The organism is Streptomyces sp. SLBN-8D4 (assembly GCF_049739545.1).
Taxonomy (GTDB): Bacteria; Actinomycetota; Actinomycetes; order Streptomycetales; family Streptomycetaceae; genus Streptomyces; species Streptomyces canus_C.
The window spans coordinates 9330974-9354693 of record NZ_JBMGQC010000001.1; the positions used below are offsets into that span (position 1 = coordinate 9330974).

Sequence of the window (23720 nt, forward strand, 5' to 3'; positions counted from 1 at the left end):
TCCGGGACCCGAACAATGGGGCACGCGTTTCATGCCCACGGAACCGAGTACGGCGAATCGAGGGGGACCAACAGTGATCCGGGTGCTTCTGGTGCACGACGCGTGTCTGGTGAGATCGGCCCTGGCGGAGTGGCTCCGCCGGGAACCCGATCTCGGAGTGTTCGACACCCCGTGGCACAGCGCGCCCGGTCGTCTGCGGACCGTGCGGCCCGACGTCTGCGCGGCCGACCTCGACAGCACGGACACGTACGGCATCCCGCCGCTGGGGGAGTTAGCCGTGCGCGAGCCGGACCGCAGTCCGCCGCGCCTTCTCGTGATGGCCAGCGCCAACCGGCCGGGACTGCTGAAGCGGGCCGTCGAGGCGGGGGCGCTCGGGTACGTGGACAAGGAGGGGGCGGCGCCGGAGCGGCTCGTGCGCGGAATCCGTCGGGTTGCCGAGGGGAAACGTTTCGTCGACGACTCGCTGGGCTTCGGCTTCCTCCAGGCCGCGGAGATGCCGCTGACCAGACGGGAGCTGAGCGTGTTATCCCTCGCGGCCGAGGGGGCCTCCATCGCGGAGATCGCGGGGAACCTGTGCCTGTCGCACGGGACCGTGCGCAACTACATGGCCGCGATCACCCGCAAGACCGGGGCCCGCAACCGCATCGACGCGATCCGGATCTCCCAGGGGCAGGGCTGGCTCTGACCGCTTCGGGGGTACGGCGGTCCAGCCGCCCACGAGTTCGCGGTACGCGGGCGAGTCGCGCACCAGCTCGTCGTGGGTGCCGTACGCCGTGCGCGAGCCGTCCATCAGCAGCACGCGGCCGGCACGGCGGGCCGAGCTGATCCGGTGGGCGACGACCACCAGCGTGGTGCCGGGCCGGGTGGCGAAGGCCCGCTCGGCGCGCTCCTCGGCCCGGGGGTCCAGATGACAGGTGGCCTCGTCGAGCAGGACGAGGGGGGCGTACGACAGATAGGCCCGGGTCAGCGCCACGAGCTGCCGCTCACCGGCGGACAGGGCGGCCGGGTCGACGCTCGCCTGCGGCCCGCCGAGCGCTTCGAGGAGCGGGGCCAGCCCGACGGCCTCCGCCGCCGCGAGCAGCTCCGGCTCGGGCACCGGGTCCGTGCGCAGGTGCCCGAGGTTCTCGGCGAGGGTGCCGGTGTGGACGTACGCCTCCTGCGGAATGAGCACGCGCAGGGCGGCCGCGTCGGGGGAGGGCACGGGGTGTCCGCACAACCGGATGCTTCCGCCGGTGGGCTGAAGGAGACCGGCGACCAGAGCGGTGAGCGTGGACTTCCCGATGCCGCTGGGGCCTACGACGGCCAGGTGGGCGCCGGCCGGCAGGGCGAGGTCGAGGTGGTCGACGACGGGGGTGGCGGCGGGGCCGTAGGCGAAGGAGACGGCGGTGAGGGAGAGGGCGGGGGCCCGGTCTGCCGGGTGGGGTGCGCTGCCGGGGCCGTACCGGGCGGCGGGCTTCGCGTCGGTGGGGCCGTCGTCCGGGCCGGGCGTGTCCGTGCGGCCGTGCGGCGCGGGGGTGCCGTGTGGTGCCCCTGCCACGACCCGCCCGCCCGGGGCCGCCACGGCCTGCCCTCCTTCGGCCGGAGCTGCCGCAGGCTCGCGGACCAGTCGCCGCAGCACCACCACCAGCCGGGAGCCGCTCGTGCCCAGGCCGTGGACGAGGTTGCGCAGGGCGGGGAGGAGGGACTGGGTGACGTAAGCGAGGGCGCCGACCAGGGCGCCCGTGGTGACCCCGCGGGCCAGGAGCCAGGGAGCGCAGGCGAGGAGGAGGACGATCGGGAGCTGGCCGCCCAGGGCGAGGGAGGCCACGCGCAGGACGGACCAGCGGGCGAGGGAGTACGCGGCCCGCTGCTCGGTGTCGACGAGACGGCCCGTGTCGGCGGCGACCCGAGCCTCCGCACCGGCCGCCGTGATGTCCCGCAGCCCCGGGCAGACCCTGCCGAGTCCGTCCGCCAGTGCCTCGTCGGCGACGAGGAACTCCTCCTGGCGGCGGGCAAGCGGCCTCAACGTGGCCGCGAACAGGCCCAGTCCGGCGGCAAGCGGCGGCAGCACGACCAGCAGGAGCAGCGGGTCGAGCGAGGCCAGTCCGACCACCGCGCCGACGGCTGTGAACACGAACGAGCGCGACACCATCACCAGCCCGGCGAACGTGTCCCGGGCGATCTCCACCTGCTGGGTCAGCCCGGACAGCGCCCCCGCGTCCGCCTCCCGCACCCCGCGCTCCACGACCCGCCCGACCAGGACGTCCCGGAGCGGCTCGACCAGCGCGGCGACGGCGGCGTACACCCGCACCGTTCCGAACGCGCCCACCAGCACGCCGATCCCGGCCACCCCGAGCCACCCGAGTCCGACGCCGGGCCGCCCGGCCAGGAACCCCTCGTCCAGGGCACGGGCGGGCGCGTACCCGGTGAGGAAGGTCTGTCCGGTCTCCAGCACGGACCACCCGCCGAGCCGGACGAGAACCCGCCACCGGGCCCGCAGGTACCGCAGACCGCGCCTGTGGATCCCGCCGGGTGCCGAGCCGTCGCTCACGCCGGCCCCCCGTCCGCGGCGTCCGCCCCGCCCCCGAACACCGCCCGGTACTCGGGCAGCCGCCACAGCTCCTCGTGCGGTCCCACCGCCCGCACGCGCCCCCCGTCCAGCCAGGCCACCGCGTCCGCGCGGGCCGCCGTGGCGGTGCGGTGGGCGACGAGCAGGCGGGTGCCGCCCGCCCCGCCGCTCACCAGGGCGTCGGCGATGCGCGCCTCCGTGACCGTGTCGAGGCTGGAGAGGGCGTCGTCGAGGATGAGCAGCCGGCCGCCGTGGGCGAACGCCCGGGCGAGACCGAGCCGTTGGGACTCCCCGCCGGAGCGCGGGGCGTCGGCGACGAGGGTGTCGTAACCGCTGGGCAGGCGGCGCACGAAGTCGTCCGCACGGGCCGTGCGGGCGGCCTCCCGGACGAGGGCGGGGGCGGGGGAGGGGAGGGCGAGGCCGATCTCCTCCTCGACGGTGCCGCCGAGCAGGGCGGGGCGTTCGAAGGCGTAGCCGATCGAGCGGCGCAGTTCGTCGTGGTGTGAGCTCGCGCAGCGGCACCCCGTCGAGCAGCACCTCCCCGGCGTCCGGTTCGGCGAGTCGCCCGGCGACCGCGGCGAGCAGGGACTTGCCCGCCCCCGAGCGGCCCACCACCGCGAGGGTCGTCCCGCCCGGTACGACGAGGTCGACCCCGTCGAGCACCGCACGCGCGCCGCGCAGGGCGGTGACGCCCCGCAGTTCGAGGCGCCCGGGCCCGGGCGGCAGCCCGCGCTCGCCGTGCCGGACGGCCGGTTCCGCGAGGACCTCGTCCAGCCGGCCGGCCGCCGCCCGGGCCCGGGCCAGGCCGGACAGCTGTCCCACCAGGACGCCGACGCCGGTGGCGAGGACCGCGTACCGGGAGGCGGCGAGGACCTCGCCCACCGTGATGCGGTGCCGGGCGAGCAGGACCCCGGCCACGGCGAGGACCCCGAGCTGGAGCAGCGGGGCCACGGCGACGGACTGGCCCGAGGCCCGGCCCTGCACCCGCCACATGCGGTGACCGGCCTCGGACAGCTCGGGCAGCGGGCGCAGGATGCGGGCCGTCTCCCGGTCCTCCGTCCCCGCGGCCCGGATGGTGCGGTGTCCGCCGACGGCCTCCGAGAGGGCCTGCGCGATGCGCCCCTGCACCTCCTGGTAGCGCGTCACGCATTCCCGGGTGTCCCGGGCGAAGGCACGCAGCAGCAGGGCGAGCACCGGTGCTCCGGCCAGGAACACGGCCGCGAGCCAGGGGGAGACGAGACCGAGGGCCACCACGGCGCCCACCGGTCCGGCGAGCGCGGCGAGCAGGGCGGCGCGGGCGGTCGGTGCCGTGCCGGCCTGTGCGGCGTTGCCGACCAGGCGGGCGACGAGGTCTCCGGGCCCGAAGCGGGCGGTGGCGCGCGGGCCGACGGCCAGGACGTGACCGGTGAGGCGGCGGCGCAGCCAGGCGGTGGTGCGGGCGTCGAGGGTGCCGCCGAGGACGGTCTCCGCGGCGTCGAGCAGCGCGATGAGGAGGACCAGTCCGGCGCACCAGAGGACCCAGCGGGTCGCCGGCGCCTGCGCCAGCAGCAGGTCCAGGGTGCGGCCGAGGGCCGCGGGCAGCAGCAGTCCGGCGCCGGTCGCCGCCGTGCTCACCAGACACAGGAGCAGACAGCGGGCGGGGGCCGGACCCAGGAGGCCGTGCGGGGCCGGAGGCGAGGTGCGAGTCGTCATACGGCGGCCTTCCGGAGGTGTGCAGAACCCCGGGCGGTCCCTCCCTCGCGGGAGTGGACCGCCCGGAGTCATGGGCGCACTATGCCCGTCAGAGACAGAGCGTGACGCTCGCGGCGCTGACGCAGGACAGCAGGCTCAGGGTGCTGTTGCCGCCGCCGCCGGTGTGCTCGTCGGACTCCATCGTCTGCAGGTCGAGAAGTGCCATCTCGGTTTCCTTTCCTCGGTGTCGTCCACCCGTGGGGACGGGGTTGGGTTCACGGCTCCGTCACATCGCGGAACCGCGTTCGTGGGGCCGCCGGAGCGGCGGCAGGAACGGCAGGTGTGCGGTGGCCGGGGCGCCGGGGGCCGCGTGGGCCGCGCCGAGCGCGAGCAGGCACCCTGCCGTTCCGGTGCCCAGGTCCATCGACAGCCGCATCATCTGGTGGCCCGGGAAGGCCAGTTGGCCCTGGTAGTCCATGGAGAACCAGCCGAGCCCGTCGATCTGTTCGGCGAGCCGCTCGCGGGTCGTGCCGGGGGTGTCCGTGCGGGCGAGGTGCAGGATCATCCCGGCACGGCCCTGGAAGAGACCGGGCTGGACGTAGAAGCGGCTGGTGGCGGCGGTCAGCACCCCGGCGCGCGCCCGCTCGAACTCGCCCTCGGTGTCGGCGCCCTGGGCGAGGTAGTCGTCCAGGACCATCCCGATGCCGGTGCTTCCCTCGCCGAGGTAGGGCAGCGTCCGCCAGCCCTCGTCCACCTCCAGTGAGCCGCTCGGGTGCGTCACGCAGCACTCCAGATCCCTGCGCAACGCCACCTCGGCCGCCCTCAGCAGCAGGGGCTCATGGGTGTGTTCGTACTGCCGCAGCAGGAACAGCGCGGGCCCGGTCCACCCTCGCAGCAAACCGGCCCGGCGCCGCCTGGGGGTGTCCGCGAGGGGCTGCGCGAGCCGCCGTACGAGGACGTCGGCGGCCTCGGCGGCCCGCTCCCGCAGCTCCGACTCGCCGGTCGTGCGGGCCAGTTCGCCGAGGACCAGGCCGAGCCCGGCCAGGCCGCCGTGCAGGTCGGAGGCGAGGTTCTGCCAGCGTTCCGCGAGGACGCGCTCGACCAGGTCGAGGGCGCGCTGCCGGTGTCCGAGCCGGTCCAGGACGTGGGCGACGCCCGCGAGACCGTCGTAGAGCCCGAGCGGTGTGCCCGTGGGCGGGGGCGCGGTGCGGGCCAGGAGCCAGCGCTCGCCCTCCTCGTACCGCTCCGCGCCGACCGCGTCCAGTGCGTACAGCACCCCGGCCGCGCCGTGCGCGAGCCCGAGGCCGCCGCCGTCGTTGAACTGCGTGATGTCACCGGGGAAGAGCCGGTCCTCGCGCTCCGGGGTGGCCGAGGCGAGGAGCGCCTTGACCATGGAGTCGCGGCTGTAGGGCCAGTCGCCGGGTTCGACGAAGGACGGCACCGCCTTCGGGGTCGTACGCTCGCCGCCGGTGTCGGTGGCGATGTCCCGGGTGATCTCCGCGACCGCCTCGTCGAGGAACTCCTTGGGCACGTCCGGGAACTGACGCAGGATCACCTCGGCCAGATGGGCCGCCTTCCCGCGGTCGACCACGAACAGCGTGGTCACCGGCAGGAACAGGGCGATCCGCAGACAGGCCAGGGCGTAGCGGTCGACGTCGATGCCCTTGCGGTCCGGCGGGGCGAAGAAGCCGGGGTGGGCGACCACCTGGCGGCCGTTCTCCTCGACCGGGGCCGCCGCCTCGAAGTCGAGCAGGGAGACCGACGCCTCGTCGGGGCCGACCATGATGTTGAAGACGTGCAGATCGTTGAAGACGATCCCGCGCGTGTGCACCGCCTCCACGGCCCGCTCCACCGCCCCGTGGATCCGCACCGCCCACGCCGTGTAGTCGGCGACGGCCTGCGGATCGGGGTCCGGACCGAGCAGCGGATGCCGCTCGGCGAAGAACGAGTTCAGCGGGCGCCCCTCCAGGAAGTCCATGACGAGGAACCGGTGGTCGCCGAGGGTGAACCAGTCCCGCACCTCGGGCACCACGCCCGTTCCCGCCACCTGCTCCAGGGCGTCCTTCTCCCGCTCCAGCCGGGCGATCGCGTCCGCCCCGTCGGCGGCCAGGCCCGCGTGCGGCCGGCCCTCCTTCAGGACGACCTTGCGCCCGTCGCGGGTGTCGGTGCCCGTGTAGACCCCGCCGCCGTTGGAGAAGTGCAGTGCCTTCTCGATCTTGTACGGCAGCTCGCCGACCGTCGTGGTGTTGCGCGCCTCCAGATGCGGCTTCAGGAAGTCCGGGAGGGTCACCCAGTCGGGCACCTGGAAGGACGGCTCGCGCCGGTCCGGCACCAGCTTGCCCTCGCCGTCCCGCACCGCCGGCACCAGTGAGCCCCGGTCGTCGACGACGAACATGCGCGCGAACGCGCCGTAGCGGACGTAGAGCGGGCCCTCGTCCCAGCGCAGATCGGTGAGGATGTACGGCCCCTCGAAGCCCTCCAGGAGCTTGCCCAGGTCACGGAGCACCTCGTGCAGCTGCTCCTCGTCGGCCGGGTAGATCGTGACGAACTTGCCGCTGGTGTCGCGGGCCGCGTACTTGGTGTTGCGCAGGTGCAGCAGATGCGGGCCCGGAACGAACTTGAACGAGATGCGCCGGGGCACGCAGTAGTCCCACACGATCGCGGCGATCCGCTCCGCGTTCGCCCGGGTGGCCGAGGCGTGGATCTTCCAGCCCTGCGAGGGGCCCGGCGCCGGCTTCCCGTCCGCGCCGAGCGGAGTCAGCGTCAGCCAGTCACCGATGCGTGCCGCGTCCCAGCCGGCCGGCACCGCGCGGCGCGCCGTCTCGTAGACGGGCGCCTCACCGGCGGAGATCCGGTCGGGCGTCTCGTAGAAGTGTCTGTCGGCGAGCGCGTACACCTCGTAGCGCTTGTCCATGCGTCCCCCTTCTTGGCCCGCCCCAGAGCCTTCCAGCGCGGAGGTGGCCACGGACAGTCACGGCTGTCACGAGATCACCGTGCGAAACGCATGCGTCAAGATTTGTTCGAGGGGTTTCGAGCGCGGGGGCCGGGGGCGCTCCACGGAACGCTCACAGGGGCTGCGCACGTGCCGTATTAGCGCTGTAATGGCCAAGTGGTGAGTGAGGGCGCTACGGGACGCAAAACGAGAGCACTGCGTGCCGAAAACGCCCTGACCTCGCTCACGGACGGTCCCGAATCGCCGGAAAGGCTGCGCCGCGTCCTGGAACAGGCGCTCGTCTTCACCGGGGCGACCCTCGCCGCCGTGTACCGGCCCGGTGAGGACGGCGACCAGCTGTACCTCGTCGAGTCGGCCGGCGTCCCCCGGACGGTCTACGGGCTGCGCGACAGCTATGCGGGCTCCGGCGACTCCCCGCCCGCCGACGCGTACCGCTCGGGCCGGCCGGTCTTCCTCGGTCCGGAGGAACTCGCCGGCTGCGCCGAGTCCCGCAGGGTGGCCCGGCGGGACTTCCACCTGGCCGTGCTGCCCGCGCACGGTGACGACAGCCGGGCCTGCCTCGTCGCCGTCAGCGAGGACCCGCACGGTTTCGACGACGAGGACCGCAAGTGCCTCGAACTGATCGCCGACGCGGTCGTCTGCCCCGTGCCCGTCCCCGCCCCGGAGGGTGCGGAACTGGGCTCCAACGCGTTCAGCCTCGCCGTCGACACCGGCCGGGTCGAGGTCGGCGACGCGATCCTGGAGCTGTTCGGCCTGAGCCGGGCCGCCTTCGACGGCAGGATCGAGACCCTGCTCGGCCTGACCGTGCCCGAGGACCTGCCCTCGCTGATGTCCTTGTTCGAGGCCGGTCACCTGTCCGTCGGCGACCGTGAGCTGGAGTTCCGCATCCTCCAGCCCTCCGGGCCGCCCAAGTGGCTCAGGCTGCGCGGCCGCATGCCGGCCGGCGACGGCCGCCCCGCCCGGCTCGTGGGCACCGTCGCCGACGCCTCCACCCTGCGCTCCGACGTCACCGACGTGGCCCGCGTCCAGCGCCTGGCCGCCGCCCTCGCCATGGCCGGCACCGTCCGCGACGTCAGCCAGGCCGTCGTCTCCGCCCTGCGCGCCCCGCTCCGGGCCGACCGCATCGCCCTCGCCGAGCTGGAGAACGACCGGCTCGTCGTCACCGTCCTCGACCCGCCCGAACCGGAGTCCTGGCCCGAGCTGTGGCGCCTGGAGTGGCGCAGCGAGTGGCCCGAGGCACCCGTCCGGGCCATGCCCACCCTGGCCACCGCCCTGCGGGAGGGCCGCGCCCAGATCTGGCCGGCCGGCACCGTCCTCGAACCCGCTCTCGCCGAGGTCGGCCCCGGCGGCCTCGCCGTCCTGCCGCTGCCCGCCGCGGGCCGCATGGCCGGTGCCTGCCTCATCGGCTGGGACACCCCGCACCACTTCGACGCCGACGAACGCGCCCTGCTCACCGCCTCCTCCGGTCTCGCGGGACAGGCGCTGATGCGCGCCCACGCCCTGGACGCCGAGCACGAACTCGTCGGCATGCTCCAGCGCCAGCTGCTGCCGCGCCGGCTGCCCCACCTGCCCGGCGCGGTCGCCGTCGCCCGCTATCTGCCCAGCACCGCGGGCCTGGAGCTCGGCGGCGACTGGTACGACGTGATCCCGCTGCCCGACAACCACGTCGCCCTGGTCATCGGCGACGTCCAGGGCCACAGCGCCGCCGCCGCCACCCTCATGGGCCAGATGCGCACCGCCCTGCGCGCCTACTCCGTGGAGGGCCACCCCCCGGACGTCGTCGTCGCCCACGCCAACCGCCTCCTCATGGACCTGGAGACCGACCTCTTCGTCACCTGCACCTATGTGGACCTCGACATGGAGGAGGGCACCGCCTGGTGCGTCCGCGCCGGACATCTGCCGCCGGTGCTGCGCCACCCCGACGGCAGCACCGAGATCGCCGAGAGCGACGGCGGCCCCCCGCTCGGCGTGGTGGCCCAGGCCGACTTCCCCATGACCCCGCTCCGGCTGCGCCCCGGCACCGTGGTCGCCCTGACCACCGACGGCCTCGTCGAGTCCACCGAGGCCGACATCGACGTGGGCATGGACCGCTTCGCGCACGGGCTGGGCGTGTCCGACCCGGGTCACCTCGGCCTCGTCGCGGACGTGCTGCTCGGCGGCGCCCGCCGCAGCGACGACGTCGCCCTGCTCCTGCTGCGCTACGACGGCATGGCCACCCACCCGCTCCGGGAGACCTGGACGGTCTGGCGGGTCCCCGAGGCCGCCCGGCACGCCCGCCGCTTCACCCGTCGCACCCTGCGCGTCTGGGGCGTCCCCGAGGACGCCATGGACACCGCCCTGCTCGTCGTCTCCGAACTCGTCACCAACGCCCTCGTGCACACCGGCGGCCAGGTCCGCCTCGACCTCACCCTCATCGGCAGGCGGCTGCGCGTCTCCGTCGCCGACACCTCGCCGCGCACCCCCGTCAAGCCCACCAACATCGGGTGGGAGGCCACCGGGGGCCGCGGCATCCTGCTCGTCGAGGCCGTGTCGGCGGTCTGGGGCAGCGTCCCCGTCAGCGGCGGCAAACAGGTGTGGAGCGAGATCGCGCTCGACGGCTGAGGAGGGGTACCCGGAGCGGACCGTCCCCGCAGACGGCGAGGTACGTCATGACTCAGCACGTCAGCGACATCATGACCAGCGCCCCGGTCATCGTGGAACCGCAGACCTCCGTGACGGCCGTCGCCAGGATCATGCGCGACCAGGACCTCGGCGCCGTCCTGGTCAGCGACGGCGACGAACTGCGCGGCCTGGCCACCGACCGCGACCTCGTCGTGCGCTCCCTGGCCGAGGGCTGCGACCCGGAACAGATCACCGTGGCCGGCGCGTGCAGCGACGACCTGGTGGCCGTCACGCCGTCGGCATCGTCTCCCTCGGCGACACGGCCATGGAACGCGATCCCGGATCGGCTCTGGGCGACGTCAGCGTGGCACGGCCCAACACCTGAGCCTGGCAGGCCGGTTCGGCGGGCCGTCAAGTTCCGGCGCCCTGGTTCCTCGACGAATGTGTGTGCGGGGCGAGGGGCCGACGGGTCACCCGGTCCGTTTGTCCCGCGCCCTCCGGGGGACCCGGAGGGCAGCATGGAAGGACGGTGAACCGCCGTGACCCCGCAGACCGTTCAGAAATCCGTCGCACGCCGGCCCGAGTCGGGCTGGTCCAGGGCCCGCCGCCTGCACGGCAAGGGAGACCTGCGGACCTGCCTGCCCGCGGTGGCGGACCGGGTCGGACCCACCACGTCGCACACGGGAGAGGACAACATCTTCCGCGGCGAGGACTGAGCGTCCACCCCGCGCCACTCCCAAGTCGCACCCCTGCCATGGCTGGTTCTTCCTGATCCGGGCTAGGGTGGCGCAGATGAAGGCTCTCGCGCTGTCCGGCGGCCTGGATTCCCTCACCGACGTGAGGGCCACCCAGGTTCAGGTGATCGTCGGCGACAGACCCGGGTTCGGCCCGGAGGAAGAGCCGGAGCAGCCCGGGAACGACCGCGCCCACCATGGCGTGCCTCTGTGCCCGCCCGTCCTCCCCGACGCCGTACGGGCCATCGAGCCGTTCCGGCGAGGCGAGTTGGACATCGCCTACGCCCGCCGGCACCTGGCGGGCGTGCCCCTGCGTCACCGCCCCGTCCCTGTCCGTGGAGACCACGGCGAGGTGCGGATCTCTTCATGAGTCTCCTTGCCGCCGCATCCGTCCGCGCCGACGAGCCCGGCACCGCGCCCCTCACCCGGAGCGCCACCCTCCGTCTTTCCGCACTTTGCCCGTCTTTTCCCTCCGGATCACGCTCCTCGGCGCGAAGTCCTGTCATGGGAAGCTCACAGCAGGTATGTTCCACGGAAACCGGTTCCGGCCCGGGCAGCCGGTACGGACCGGGGCGGGGACTGTCCCGGCACCTCGGCCGACCCGGACCGGGACGGCCCCATCAGCAGCGGGGCCGTGAGCGGGCCCGCACCACGCCCCGCCTACAGCGCCCTAGGGCACGACGGTGGACGGAGGTCGCGCCGGCCTCGCACCGGGACCGGCGGTCCGCCCTGCACGAAGCACTGCCACACATCCGCAAGGAGAATTCCCAGTGAAACGTCACGAGTTCCTGCGGGGGCTCCACAAAGCCAGCGCGAACCGGAACTACCTGGAGATCGGCGTCAACGACGGCCGCAGCCTGACGTTCTCCCGGGTACCGAGCATCGCGATCGACCCGGCGTTCAAGGTGGTCTCGGAGATCCGCTGCGACGTCCATCTGGCGAAGGCCACGAGCGACGACTTCTTCGCGCGCGAGAACCCGCTGCAGCACCTCAAGGGCGGCCGCCACCCGCTGCGCAACATCGTCCGCAACCGCAGCCCGTTCGGCTACTGGAAGGACGTCACGCTCGACCTGGCGTTCATCGACGGAATGCACCTGTTCGAGTACGCGCTGCGCGACTTCATCAACGTCGAGAAGTACGCGGACTGGGCCAGCGTGATCGTCTTCGACGACATGCTCCCGCGCAACGTGGACGAGGCGGCCCGCGACCGGCACACCAACGCCTGGACCGGTGACGTCTACAAGGTCATCGAGGTCCTGAACCGCTACCGGCCCGACCTGGTGACGGTCCTGGTCGACACCGAGCCCACCGGGCAGCTCGTCGTCTTCGGCGCGGACCCGACCAACACGGTGCTCAAGGACAAGTACGACGAGATCATCGCGGAGTACGTGGTCCCCGACCCGCAGAAGGTGCCGGAGACGGTCCTGGAGCGGACCGTGGCGATCAAGCCGGAGACGCTGATCGACGCCGCCTTCTGGAAGGCGCTGGTGAACGCCCGCAACCGCGGCAGCAAGCGGGACCGCAGCTGGGAGCACCTGCGCACCAGCCTGCAGCAGCTCAGCGACGCCGGCTGAGCCGAGCGCACAGAGCCGGGGAGGACGCGGACGCGTCCTCCCCGGCTCTGTTTCGCCCTGCGGCCCGGCTTCTACCTGCCGCGTGCCCTGAGCCGGCGGACCAGCTTTCCGGCCAGCCGCCTCGCCCTGCGGACCAGCGGCTGTCCGGCGGCGGGCCTCCGGGGCGGGCGCACGGCCACGACCTGGACGCTGCCACCCTTCACCCGCAGTGTGAACGGCAGCGGATGGAAGCGGGGCTCCTCGGCGTCGGGCGCCGGGCTCAGCGCGACCCGCCAGGCCCCTCCGGTCAGGTCGCCCACCGGCAGCACCGCCTCCAGGAGGGCCGCGGAGCCCTTGGGACGCAGGGTGCCGGGCACCTCCTTGGCGGGCGCGGCGCCGGAACCACCGGTGAGCTTGAGCAGCACCGGCGTGTCACCGGGCACGTGGAAGGGCACCGGCACCTCGACGCGGTCACCGGTGACCGTGACCTCCCCGGGCGTGACCCGCCCGAGCTCCAGGCGCTCGCCCGCCATGTCGACGTCCAGGGCGAGGGTGCCCTGCTTCGCGGTCCAGTACGGCAGCACGACCCGGCCGCCCGCCACACCGGCGTCCGCGGCCGTACGTCCCCTGAGGGAGACCGGCCCCAGCCGGGACTGCTTGGTCCAGCCGCCCAGCTTGACGCGGACGAACACGTCCCACAGCCCGGCGTCGAGGGGGCCGCCGTCGGCCGCGGTGGCCGGATCCAGGGCTGCCGTGCCCCGCAGCACCAGCCGCACCCGGCCGTCCTGCGCCGGAACGGTCTCCCGGGTGAACTCCACCGGCTGGAAGTACTGGGCGGAGCTGGAGCGTTCCCGCAGCAGCAGGTCCACCGTGGCGCGCTTGAAACCGGCCACGCTGTGGGCGCCGACCCGGTCCACGGCCTCCGCCACGGAAGCCGGCGGCTCGGTGAGCGGGGCGGAGCTGCCCTCGGCGGGGAACGTCATCGGCGTACCGCCGGACGCGAGCTCGGCGGACAGGCCGACCCGCAGCACACCCCCGTCCCACTCGACGCCGTCCGGCTCGACGACGGACGCGACGGAGGCCTCCCACTCCGCGAAGGCGACCAGGTCGTCGAGCCGGCCGTCGGCGATCAGCGCGGCCACGACCTGCTGGGTGGGCTGGAGACCGGCCGCGACCCCGGGGCCGAAGCGCTCGACGACCACGCCGCGGATCTCGGTGAAGAGCTCCTTGCGGTAGTCCTCGGGCGCGGCGAGCAGCCGCCTGCCGCGCATCCGCTCGACCATCTCGTTGCGCAGCCAGCGACGGAACAACCGGTCGCGGGTCGGCCCCGGCTCGGTGTACTTCTCGACGACGTCGAGCGCCTCGCGCAGGTTCGCGAAGTACCCCACCGGGTCGAAGCGCTGGAAGCCCGCGTTGGAGGCGTCGTCGCGCTTGAGGTGGTAGTAGCAGACGTAGTCGCTGAGCACGGAGACGTTGTCCGCGCGCAGATACGCCTCCGTGACGAAGACGTGGTCCTCCAGGCGGCGCCTGCCCTCGGGGAAGCGCAGACCGATCCGGTCGAGGAAGGCCCGCCGGAACATCTTGTGCGGGGTCAGGCTGTCGATCAGCGGGGCGTTGTCGACGGTGGCGCGGGGGTGGTTGCGGCGGAACAGCTCCACCGGGACGCCCCGGCCCTGGCCGGCCATCTTGCCCACGACCACGTCGGCGCCGTGGGCGACCGCGTAGTCGTACATCCGCTCCAGGGCCTCGTCGCCGAGGTAGTCGTCGTTGTCGACGAACATGACGAACTCGCCCTGGGAGGCCTCGATCCCGACGTTGCGGGGCTTGCCCGACCAGCCGGAGGCCTCCTGGTGGATGACCGTGATGTTCTCGACCTCGGCGGCCAGCGCGTCGAGCCGGGCCGGCGTGTCGTCGGTCGAACCGTCGTCGACGAAGATCGCCTCGAACTCGTCCGGGGGCAGGGACTGCCTGCGCAGCGAGGCGACGCAGTCCTCGATGTAGTTCCCCGGGTTGTAGACGGGGATGACGACGCTGACCTTGACCGGCATCGGTGTCCGGACTCCTTGGGTGGCTTGTGGCTTACGTCACGGATTGACGCGTTGTGCGCCGATGTTAACGCTGCCGAGCAAGTGCCGTGGCAGCAGGCTGCCTTGACCGCCGGCACACTGGGCGACGGCGCGACGCGCTGCGGACCCGCGGCGGCGAGGCGGCGACGGCCGACGCCGCGATCGTGGTACTGCGTTGATGAAGATGGCAGACGGGCGTCGCCGGTTCCGCGACATCGACACGGACTTCGAGGCAGGCACAGGCGCGCCCCGCAGATGACCGGGGCCGGCCTCGCACCCCTCTAGGGTGACGCCGTGCACCTGTTGCTGATGTCCGACACCCACCTTCCCAAGCGTGCCAAGCAGCTCCCGGCCCCGCTGCTCGCCGAACTCCCGCGCGCCGACGTCGTGTTCCACGCCGGAGACTGGGTGGACATCGCCACCCTGGACCTGCTGGAGAGCCGCAGCGCACGGCTGGTCGGCGTCCACGGCAACAACGACGGGCCCGAGCTGCGCGCCAGGCTGCCCGAGGTGGCGTACGTCGAGCTGGGCGGCCTGCGCTTCGCCGTCGTCCACGAGACCGGTGCCGCCCAGGGGCGCGAGGCCCGCTGCGCCGCCCGGTATCCCGACGCCGACGTCCTGGTCTTCGGCCACAGCCACATTCCCTGGGACACCACCGCCCCCGGCGGACTGCGGCTGCTCAACCCCGGCTCGCCGACCGACCGCCGCCGCCAGCCCCACTGCACCTACATGACGGCCACCGTGTCGGACGGCCGTCTCACGGACGTGACGCTGCTCCGCCTGCCGGCCCGCACTGTCAGTGCCGGCTGATACGACGGATACATGGCGGCTACGCCGTGGCCCTCGGCGCGGCCTGCTTCTACGCGGCCGCCGCCGTGCCGGCGCTGACTCCGCTGCCGGGCGCGCTCGCACCGGCCCACCGGCGCTCATGAGATCCGGGCCGCTCCGTGTACAAGGAAGCGGCCCGGACGCTGCGAGTGTGCGCTTTCACGGACCTCCTTCCCGATGGAGGCGGGGTGAGGGCTCGGACGCCCTCTCCCGTACTCGGCGACTACCCCTTCGAGCGCGCCTCACACTTTTGCGCCTCAAACTTTTCGAATCCGTCGTCGTATCCGCGCGACCGCGACCACCGTGACCGCGACCACCACGACGGCGGTGGCCGCCCGCGCGGCCGCCGACCGCTTGGCGACCGGTACGCCGATCGCGCGCAGCAGGTCGAGCGGTTCGTCGTCGGCTTCCAGGGCCGGCCGGGCCGCTTCCGGGGCGTCCTCGCGTTCGCCCAGCCGCTCCGCCAGACACACGGCGAACCGGCCGACCAGCCGGTCACCGAGGCCCGCGCGGCGCCCTGGCCGCGGATCTTCCTGCCGCTCGCGATCAGCACCATGCGGTGCGCGGCCTCGTCCTGTTCCTCGAAGACGGTGGTCCCCCAGTACGTCACGGTGATCGGCCAGACCTTGATCTTCACGGAGCCGGTCACGGTCTTGCCGTCGTAGTCCTCGACCATGCCCCGGGCATACAGGGCGCGACCCGCTCGATGTCGACGAGCGTCCGCCACGCCTCGTCGACCGGGACGGGCACGGTGAACTCGTGGTGCGGTTCCATGACTTCCTCCCGGCAGGCTTCACGAACAGGCAGGCTTCACGAACAGGCAGGCTTCACGAGGACGGATGGATCGCCCCCGCCGTCGCGGTCAGCGGGACCCCGCTGCCGCCCCAGCGCAGGGCGACGATCTCGGCGGCCACGGACACGGCGACCTCCTCGGGCGTACGGGCCCCGAGGTCCAGTCCGACCGGCGAGCGCAGCCGTGACAGCTCGGCCTCGGTGAGCTCCGATGCGGTCAGCCGCTTCATCCGGTCGTCGTGCGTACGGCGGCTGCCCATCGCCCCGATGTACGCCGCCGGCCGGCGCAGCGCTTCCTCCAGCAGGGGCACGTCGAACTTCGGGTCGTGGGTCAGGACGCAGATCACCGTGCGATCGTCGGTGGCGGTGCCGCCGAGGTAGCGGTGCGGCCAGTCCACGACGACCTCCACGCCCGCCGGGAAGCGCTTCGGCGTGGCGAAGACCGGGTGGGCGTCGCAGACCGTGACCCGGTAGCCGAGGAAGGCGCCGATCCGGGCGACCGCGGCGGCGTAGTCGATCGCGCCGAAGACCAGCATGCGCGGCGGCGGGGCGAAGGAGTGCAGGAAGACGCCGACCGCGTCCTCGCGCCGCTCCCCGCGCGGGCCGTAGTGCCTCAACCCCGTGGCGCCCAGAGCGAGTTCACCGCGCGCGTCGGCGGTGACCGCCACGTCGAGGCCGGTGGTGCCGAGGGTGCCCGCGACGCGGTCCGGCCACACGGCGAGCGTGGCACCGCGGGGCGCCGGGCCGTCCACCACCGTCGCCACGGTCACCGGGCGGCCCGCGGCGACCGACTCCGCGATCTCGGCGAACGCGGGGTCGCCGGCGGCCGTCACGGACCGGACGAGCAGGGTGATCTCCCCGCCGCAGGTCAGTCCGACCGCGAACGCGTCCTCGTCGCTGTAGCCGAAGGTCTCCAGGCGGGCCTCGCCGCTCGCCACGACCTCCTGGGCCAGTTCGAAGACGGCCCCCTCCACGCAGCCGCCGGACACACTGCCGACGACCTCGTCGTCCGGGCCGACAGCCATGGCCGCGCCCGGATCGCGCGGCGCGCTGCGGCTCGTGGAGACGACCGTGGCCAGTCCGAACGGCAGCCCTGCCGTGTACCAGCCGTTCAGCACCGGGAGGATGTCACGCATCGCCGGCTCCTTTCACCACCGCCGCCAGACGCTCCAGCGCGGCCAGGCCGTGCCCCTCGACGAACGCGTCCACGCTCGGCAGCGCGGCCGCCATCCCGACGGCCAGGGGCGCGTAACCGGGGCGCGCCTTGAGCGGCGCGGCCCGGATCACCCGGTGCGCCAGCCGGTGCAAGCGTCGCATCCGGGCCGCGAGCAGCTCCGGATCGCCACGCTCCCAGCCGTCCGACAGCACCACCACGACCGCCCCGCGAGCCGTCCCCCGCTGCTCCCAGCGGTCCAGGAACCCGCGCACGCAGCTCACCGAGCCGGGTACCCCCGCGCCAGTCGGGCACCGCGGCGGCGAGCGCCGCCATCGCCCGGTCGGATCGCGGTGCGAGAGCTCGCGGGTGACGCGGTCAGCCGGGTGGCGACGGTGAACCCCTGGGGCGCAGACCCGGGTCCTGATGCGGACCCTGGAGCGGCTGCGCATCCCGACCCTGGTCTTCGTCAACAAGATCGACCGCCGGGGAGCTGGTGCGGCCGGGGTCGAAGGCACGATCTCCCAGGCCGTCCAAGTCACCGACCTTCCGCTGCACCCGCTACCGCAACCTGCTGGCGACCCGCCTCGGTCACGCCTTCGCCGGCACCGCGATCAACATCATCCGCATCGACCGATGGCTGACCGGCACCCACTCGGCGCCACCCGCACCTCCCACCTCGAAGCCCTCACACTCGCGGCCTGACAGCCCGATTCGCGGAATTCTCAGCAGAGTCCTTCAGGCCGGGGTGAAGCGAATCTTGTGGTTGCGACGCCGTGTCGCGGTCTCGTTCCGGCGGAGCCAGACCCTGCTCGCGACGGTGACGGATCGTTCACACGTTCCCGGTGACGACATGGGTTCGACGTGCCTAGTGTGATCGCCATACAGCTCCGGTACAGCTTCCGCATGTACCCCGATGCCACGCAACAGGCCGCGCTGGTCCGGGCGTTCGGGTGCGCCCGTGTCGTGTTCAACGACGCGGTGCGTGCCCGTGAGGACGCCCGTAAGGCCGGGCAGCCTTTCCCGACGGCCGGTCAGCTGTCCACGCGGCTGATCACGGAGGCGAAACGGACTGCCGCGCGGTCCTGGCTGGGTGAGGTCTCCGCGGTGGTGCTCCAGCAGTCCCTGCGGGACGCCGAGAGCGCGTACCGCAAGTTCTTCGAGTCCCTCAAAGGCAAGCGCAAGGGACGGAAGGCGGGAGCACCACGGTTCAAGTCCCGTAAGGATGCCCGGCAGCCGATCCGGTTCACTGCCAACGCTCGCTGGAGCATCACCGGCAGTGGCCGTCTGAAGCTGCCGAAGATCGGCGCGGTGAAGGTGAAGTGGTCCCGCACGCTGCCCAGCACCCCCACCTCCGTCACCGTCGTCAAGGACGCGGCCGGCAGATTCTTCGCCTCCTTCGTCATTGACACCGACCCCGCCGCCGACGCGATGCGGATGCCGGAGAGCGACCGCATCAGCGGCATCGATCTCGGCCTGATCCACTTTGCGGTCCTGTCCGACGGCACGAAGATCGACTCCCCGCGCTTTTTGCGGCGCGCGGAGAAGAAACTGAAGAATGCCCAGAAGGAGTTGTCCCGCAAGCAGAAGGGATCCAAGAATCGGGCCAAGGCCCGCCTGAAGGTCGCCCGCGCCCACGCCGGAGTCGCTGACGCCCGCCGTGAGTTCCTCCCCCACGCTCGGCTGCGCTCGCGCGGGGGGACCCCCATCCAGCTCTCCACGCGGCTGATCTCCGAGAACCAAGGGATCGTCGTGGAGGACCTCTCGGTGGCCGGCCTGGCCCGCACCAGGCTGGCCAAGTCCGTGCACGACGCCGGATGGTCATCCTTCATCGGCATGTTGGCATACAAAGCGGAACGGTACGGCCGCACCCTGGTCAAGATCGGCCGGTTCACACCGACCTCACAGACCTGCTCCACTTGTGGAGTCAAGGACGGGCCCAAACCCCTCGGCGTCCGGGAATGGACATGCAGCGCCTGCGGCACTGTCCACGACCGGGACACCAACGCCGCGATCAACGTCAAAACGGCCGCCGGACTGGCGGTATCAGCCTGCGGAGCGCCGGTAAGACCAGAACCCGTTCTGGCGCAGCGCGAAGAAACAGGAAGCCACGGATTCCCTGACTGGCTACTGTGCCACGTAGCGTCACAGTAGCCAGTCAGGGAAGGCCGGAACCTCGCCCTTCAGGGCGAGGAGCATGTCAATGCCCCCGGCAGAGCCACGCCCACCAGGGCTTCGACAAGAGCATGTCCAGCACCGGAGCCGACTTCCGGGGCCCGACCCCGCTGGTCCTCGTCGAGGCGCTGCGCCGGGCGGGCACCCGGGTGTACGAGCCGATGCACCGGTTCCGCGTCGAGGCCCCGGCCGACACCCTCGGCGCCCTGCTGCCGGTGCTGGCCGCGCTGCGGGCCGTACCGCAGACGACGCGGACCGCGGGCGACCTGTGTGTCCTGGAGGGGGCGGTGCCGGCCGCCCGGGTGCACGGACTGGAGCAGCGGCTGCCCGGACTGACGCGCGGCGAGGGGGAGTTGGAGACCGGCTTCGACCACTACGCGCCGGTCTCCCACGGAACCGTTCCGCGACGCCCACGCAGTGATCACAACCCCCTCAACCGGCAGGAGTATCTGTTGAACGTGACACGTCGAGTCGGCGGATGAGGTGTCAGATGCGACGAAAGTGAAACTTACTCATCAGTCAGATGGTGTTGACGTTGTACCGAAATGGTCGGACTGTAATGGACATGCCGAATAAACGCGCACGTCTGCTCGTTGTTCTGGTTGTCCTCTGTGGATTCCTGACGGTCGCGGGCGCCCGGCCCGCCCCCGCCGACGCCCTCACCGACTCCCTCTCGTTCGACGACACCCCCCTCACCGTCCAGAACGGACGGTTCGTCGACGGCAACGGCCGCGAGGTCGTGCTGCGTGGCTACAACGTCTCCGGCGAGACCAAGCTCGCCGAGAACAAGGGCCTGCCCTTCGCCTCGGTCGCCGACGCCAGGAAGTCGGCCACCGCGCTCAGAGCCCTCGGCGGCGGCAACTCCGTGCGGTTCCTGCTCTCCTGGGCCTACGCGGAGCCGGTGAAGGGCCAGGTCGACACCACGTACCTGGCGAACGCCACCGCGCAGATGCGGGCCTTCCTCGACGCGGGCATCCGGGTCTACCCCGACTTCCACCAGGACCTGTACTCCCGCTGGCTGTTCAACTCGGGCAGCTGGTACACCGGCGACGGCGCCCCCGCCTGGGCCGTGGCGCTCGGCAACTACTCCGCCGAGTCCTGTGGCATCTGCATCATGTGGGGCCAGAACATCACCCAGAACGGCGCGGTGAAGGCCGGCCAGTACGACTTCTGGCACAACAGGTACGGCCTCCAGGACTCCTTCCTCGCCACCGCCCAGAAGACCATGGCCTACCTCAAGGCGAACCTCGCCGGCGAGGAGTTCGCCGGCGTGGTCGGCTTCGACCCCTACAACGAGCCCTACGCCGGCGGCTACGACTCCGGGCAGAACAGCCGGACCTGGGAACGCGACCTGCTGTGGCCCTTCTACGTGAAGTTCCGGGCCCGGATGGACGCGGCGGGCTGGACGGACAAGCCCGCCCTGGTCGAGCCGAACCTCTTCTGGAACGGAAACGTCAGCAAGGAGGAGGGCGGCCTCCTCGACGCCGGGACGCTCGGCTCCCGGTACGTCTTCAACACCCACTTCTACGACCAGAAGGCCATCTCCGGCATCCTGATGTGGGGCAACGCCTCCGACGGCCAGTACGTCGGTGACTTCGGCACGGTCCGCGACCGTGCGGCGGCGGCCGGGACCACGGCCGTGGTCAGCGAGTTCGGGCACCCGCTGAACGGCTCGACCGCAGGCAAGGCGCCCACCGTCCTCAAGGCCATGTACCAGGCCCTCGACTCCCGGGTGAAGGGCGCCAACTGGTGGTCCACGCCCGCCGGTTCGGGAGCGGTCCTCTCCGGTACGCAGTGGCAGTGGGACATCTACAACGGCCGTCACCACGAGCTGATGAACGACAACCCCGACAAGGTCATGACCTCGGGCGACGCCTGGAACGGCGAGGACCTGTCCGCCGTGAAGCTGAACGACTCGGGCGCGGCGGTACTGCGCCAGGACGCCCGGCTCCTCGACCGGGTCTACCCGAGCGCCACCTCCGGCTCCACGGTCGCCTTCACCTACGAGGACCGTTCACGCGACGGTTCCACGACCCTGACCTGGAACCCGGTGCCGAGCAGCCTGCCCAACGTCTCGTCACTGGTCGGGTCCGGCCAGTACTCCGTGCTCGTGTGGCGCTCGGGCAGCGGCTCGGCGCCCACCGAACTCCATCTGCCCGCCTCCTTCCCGACCGCGGCCACCACCGTCGTCTCCGACCTGGGCACGGTGTACGGCCCGCCGTCCTACACCTCGTCCACCCCGGTCGGCGCGGCGGTCGAACCGGGCGGCACCGGCAGCCGCCGCCTGCTGCTCACCGACGCGGACTCCGGCGTCCTGCACTACGCGCTGGTGACCAACGGGGCGACCTCGCCCTCGGCGTCCCAGCTGAGCGCGGCCAAGTCGGAACTCGCCACCTGGGTGGCCCAGAAGATCGGCTGAGCACGGCGGGGCCGGCTTGTCCGGCGGCCGGCCCCTCCGGAGCCGTCTGGCCCGGTCCGACACACGAAGCCGGGTACCGCCTCCTCCCGGAGGCGGTACCCGGCTTCCGACGCTCCGGATTCCCGCGGCCTACGAGGAGGGGCTGGTCCAGTCCGCGGCCACGTGGCCCAGTCGCACCCGCTGCGGATGGTCGCCCACCGGCACGGACGCCGTCTTCTGGCCGGTCGCGAAGTCGATCGCGGTGACCTGGTCGGCACCGCTCTCGGACACGACACAGCTCTTGCCGTCACCGCTGACGGTCGCCCAGTAGGGCTTCGAGGCGGGGACGAGCGGGCCCTCCTGGAGGGTGGTCCGGTTCACGACGGTCGCGTAGTCGTCCATCGTGCCCGCGACGCACAGCTTGCTGCCGTCCGGGCTCATCGACAGGCCGTGGTGGCGCGAGTCGTTGACCATGGTGGTGCGGTCGTCGCTGGTCGCCGGGTTCTTCGGCAGGGTCTTCGTACGGGTGATCTTGTCGGTGGCGAGGTCGTACTCGAAGAAGCCGTTGAAGAACGACACCTGGAAGTAGAGCTTGGACTCGTCCGGCGAGAACACGGCGGGCCGGACGGCGTCGGAGTAGTCCGTGAGGCCGATCGCGTTCAGCTTGTCCCGCATGTCGATGGTCTTGACCTGCTTGTAGGTGGTCGCGTCCACCACCGTGATGTGCCGGTCGCCCTTCGTCCAGTCCAGCCAGGGCGCGTCCGAGTCGGTGTTCACGTCACCGATCGCCATGTTCCAGATGTACTTGCCGTCCCTGGTGAAGATGTTCTCGTGCGGCTTGTCGCCGGTGGCGAACGAACCGAGCTGCTGTCCGGTGTTGATGTTCAGCACGTGCACGGTGTTGGCGGTGGAGGCCGACACCGCGACCCGGGTGCCGTCGGGGGAGACCGCCATGTGGTCGGCGCGGTAACCCGAGACCTTGAAGCGCCAGTTGATCTTCCCGGTGGCGAGGTCGATCGAGACCACGTCCGCGAAGCTCGGCCGTGAGACGACCACCGACCTGCCGTCCGGCGTGGAGTACATGTCGTCGACGAACTGGTCGTGGCCCTCGCCGACGCTGTTGCGGATCGCCATGAAGTAGATCCACTTGATCGGGTCGGCGTTGATCTCCGCCATCCGCGCGTCCTTGTCGGGGACGACGTTGATCCGGCCGATCTTCGCCAGGTCGCCGGAGGACTTGATGACGTCGGCGGTGCCGTCCCAGTTGTTGCCCACGAACAGCACCTCGCGCAGGGCGGCGGTGTCCGCGGCGGAGGCCACGGTCGCGGGGACGGTGACGGTCAGGACGACGGCTGCGGCCATGGCACACAGGTGTCTGGGGTTGAGAACAGGCATGACGGGTCTCCCTCTGGGCGGCTCATGACGGGGGCATGCCAAGGCGGCAAAACTGAAGACGGGTGCTTTCAGAGTCAACTTACTGAAAAGTAAGGAAGGGGGGCCCTTCTCCACAAGACTGCGTACGCGACAAACTTGGCGCTCATACGGAAGGCCGGACGTGCCGGCCCGGGTGGGAGGTGCGGTGACGGGCAGGCTCAAGGCCCCGACCGGTCGCTACGGCGGCAAGACGGCCGCGGAGCGGCAGGCCGAGCGGCGCCGCCGTTTCCTGGACGCGGCCCTCCAGCTCTTCGGGGACGCTCCCGGCTACCGCGGCACGACCGTCGCGGCCCTCAGCGAGGCCGCGGCCCTTTCCACCCGCCAGTTCTACGAGGAGTTCCGCACCCTCGAGGACGTCCTGGCCGCGCTTCACCTGGAGGTCAACGACTGGGCGACGGCGGCCGTGGTGGCCGCGGTGGCCGACGCCGACCACCTGCCGCTCGCCGAGCGCGCGGCCGCGATCTTCCGCGCCTACGCGGCGAACGTCACCTCCGATCCACGCCGTGTGCGGATCACCTTCGTGGAGATCATCGGCGTCAGTCCGCGTCTGGAGCAGCAACGGCTGGCCCGCCGGTCGCACTGGGTCGACCTGGTGTGCGCCGAGGCGAACCGGGCCGTCGGGCGGGGGGAGGCGGCCCCGCGGGACTACCGGCTCGCGGCGACCGGGTTCATCGGCAGTGTGAACGGGCTGCTGCACGACTGGAGCGCGGGGTGGGTGGACGCGACGCTGGACGAGGTCGTGGAGGAGCTGGTGGGGCAGCTGTTGGGGATTCTCCGGCCGGCGGGGTGGGAGCCGGCCCCGGGGTGAGGGGGG

General features: G+C 72.3%; 17 protein-coding genes and 4 pseudogenes. 12 read left to right on the plus strand and 9 right to left on the minus strand.

Features of this window, described 5'->3' with window-relative positions; all coding sequences use genetic code 11:
* Positions 1–316: 316 nt before the first annotated feature.
* Positions 317–601, plus strand: a pseudogene (locus RKD20_RS42340) (LuxR C-terminal-related transcriptional regulator); the annotation flags it as partial.
* Here the strand turns inward: RKD20_RS42340 and RKD20_RS42345 are convergent.
* The 4 genes and pseudogenes from RKD20_RS42345 to lanKC all read right to left on the minus strand — a co-directional run bounded on the left by RKD20_RS42345 (position 524) and on the right by lanKC (position 7133).
* Entirely contained in the window at positions 524–2530 is a 2007-nt protein-coding gene (locus RKD20_RS42345) for an ATP-binding cassette domain-containing protein (RefSeq protein ID WP_424882372.1), read from the minus strand. The pseudogene RKD20_RS42340 and the gene RKD20_RS42345 sit on opposite strands and share 78 nt — an antisense overlap.
* A pseudogene (locus tag RKD20_RS42350) lies at positions 2527–4240 on the minus strand (ABC transporter ATP-binding protein). The gene RKD20_RS42345 and the pseudogene RKD20_RS42350 overlap by 4 nt, the downstream one beginning before the upstream one ends.
* An 88-nt stretch (positions 4241–4328) precedes the next feature.
* Positions 4329–4445 (minus strand): SapB/AmfS family lanthipeptide, encoded by a 117-nt coding sequence (locus RKD20_RS42355; protein WP_020117173.1) that lies wholly within the window; start codon positions 4443–4445, stop codon positions 4329–4331.
* Positions 4446–4505: 60 nt separating this feature from the next.
* Positions 4506–7133, minus strand: a complete 2628-nt coding sequence (gene lanKC, locus RKD20_RS42360; protein WP_424882373.1) for a class III lanthionine synthetase LanKC — start codon at positions 7131–7133, stop codon at positions 4506–4508.
* Between the two features lie 195 nt (positions 7134–7328).
* Between lanKC and RKD20_RS42365 the strand changes: the two genes are divergently transcribed.
* The 5 genes and pseudogenes from RKD20_RS42365 (at position 7329) to RKD20_RS42385 (ending at position 12081) form a co-directional block, all read left to right on the plus strand.
* A complete protein-coding gene (locus RKD20_RS42365; protein WP_424882374.1) occupies positions 7329–9773 on the plus strand; it encodes a SpoIIE family protein phosphatase in 2445 nt (814 codons plus the stop codon).
* A gap of 47 nt (positions 9774–9820) precedes the next feature.
* Positions 9821–10158 (plus strand): annotated as a pseudogene (locus tag RKD20_RS42370) (CBS domain-containing protein).
* A gap of 154 nt (positions 10159–10312) precedes the next feature.
* Positions 10313–10489, plus strand: a complete 177-nt coding sequence (locus tag RKD20_RS42375; protein WP_424882375.1) for a hypothetical protein — start codon at positions 10313–10315, stop codon at positions 10487–10489.
* Positions 10490–10565: 76 nt separating this feature from the next.
* Complete coding sequence (locus RKD20_RS42380) at positions 10566–10877, plus strand: hypothetical protein (RefSeq protein WP_424882376.1); 312 nt, start codon at positions 10566–10568, stop codon at positions 10875–10877.
* A 400-nt stretch (positions 10878–11277) separates the two neighbouring features.
* The gene (locus RKD20_RS42385) at positions 11278–12081 is read left to right on the plus strand and encodes a class I SAM-dependent methyltransferase (RefSeq protein ID WP_424882377.1); all 804 of its coding nucleotides are present in this window, start codon (positions 11278–11280) and stop codon (positions 12079–12081) included.
* A 71-nt stretch (positions 12082–12152) separates the two neighbouring features.
* Here RKD20_RS42385 and RKD20_RS42390 read toward each other — a convergent pair whose 3' ends face one another.
* Entirely contained in the window at positions 12153–14108 is a 1956-nt protein-coding gene (locus RKD20_RS42390) for a glycosyltransferase family 2 protein (RefSeq protein ID WP_424882378.1), read from the minus strand.
* Positions 14109–14420: 312 nt separating this feature from the next.
* Between RKD20_RS42390 and RKD20_RS42395 the strand changes: the two genes are divergently transcribed.
* Positions 14421–14936, plus strand: coding sequence for a metallophosphoesterase family protein (locus RKD20_RS42395; RefSeq protein WP_424882379.1), 516 nt, complete (start codon positions 14421–14423; stop codon positions 14934–14936).
* Positions 14937–15142: 206 nt separating this feature from the next.
* The gene (locus RKD20_RS42400) at positions 15143–15619 is read left to right on the plus strand and encodes a hypothetical protein (protein ID WP_424882380.1); all 477 of its coding nucleotides are present in this window, start codon (positions 15143–15145) and stop codon (positions 15617–15619) included.
* Here the strand turns inward: RKD20_RS42400 and RKD20_RS42405 are convergent.
* Genes RKD20_RS42405 through RKD20_RS42415 form a run of 3 tightly spaced genes read right to left on the minus strand, consistent with a single transcriptional unit; the run spans position 15600 to position 17351 of the window.
* The gene (locus RKD20_RS42405) at positions 15600–15728 is read right to left on the minus strand and encodes a hypothetical protein (RefSeq protein WP_424882381.1); all 129 of its coding nucleotides are present in this window, start codon (positions 15726–15728) and stop codon (positions 15600–15602) included. The genes RKD20_RS42400 and RKD20_RS42405 overlap by 20 nt on opposite strands.
* A gap of 53 nt (positions 15729–15781) precedes the next feature.
* Positions 15782–16882 carry an XdhC family protein gene (locus RKD20_RS42410; protein ID WP_424882382.1) on the minus strand — a complete coding sequence of 367 codons (1101 nt, stop codon included), beginning with the start codon at positions 16880–16882 and terminating at the stop codon, positions 15782–15784.
* Complete coding sequence (locus tag RKD20_RS42415) at positions 16875–17351, minus strand: VWA domain-containing protein (protein WP_424882383.1); 477 nt, start codon at positions 17349–17351, stop codon at positions 16875–16877. The genes RKD20_RS42410 and RKD20_RS42415 overlap by 8 nt, the downstream gene beginning before the upstream one ends.
* 430 nt (positions 17352–17781) lie before the next feature.
* Here RKD20_RS42415 and RKD20_RS42420 point away from each other — a divergent pair, with 430 nt between their 5' ends.
* The 3 genes and pseudogenes from RKD20_RS42420 (at position 17782) to RKD20_RS42430 (ending at position 21493) form a co-directional block, all read left to right on the plus strand.
* Positions 17782–19053, plus strand: a complete 1272-nt coding sequence (locus tag RKD20_RS42420) for an RNA-guided endonuclease InsQ/TnpB family protein (protein WP_424883447.1) — start codon at positions 17782–17784, stop codon at positions 19051–19053.
* Positions 19054–19106: 53 nt separating this feature from the next.
* A pseudogene (locus RKD20_RS42425) lies at positions 19107–19556 on the plus strand (GTP-binding protein); the annotation flags it as partial.
* 77 nt (positions 19557–19633) lie between these two features.
* Complete coding sequence (locus RKD20_RS42430; protein ID WP_424882384.1) at positions 19634–21493, plus strand: cellulase family glycosylhydrolase; 1860 nt, start codon at positions 19634–19636, stop codon at positions 21491–21493.
* A gap of 129 nt (positions 21494–21622) precedes the next feature.
* Here RKD20_RS42430 and RKD20_RS42435 read toward each other — a convergent pair whose 3' ends face one another.
* Positions 21623–22867, minus strand: a complete 1245-nt coding sequence (locus RKD20_RS42435; RefSeq protein ID WP_424882385.1) for a YncE family protein — start codon at positions 22865–22867, stop codon at positions 21623–21625.
* Between the two features lie 184 nt (positions 22868–23051).
* On the opposite strand from RKD20_RS42435, the gene RKD20_RS42440 reads away from it, so the two are divergent.
* The gene (locus RKD20_RS42440; RefSeq protein WP_424882386.1) at positions 23052–23714 is read left to right on the plus strand and encodes a TetR family transcriptional regulator; all 663 of its coding nucleotides are present in this window, start codon (positions 23052–23054) and stop codon (positions 23712–23714) included.
* Positions 23715–23720: the final 6 nt, after the last annotated feature.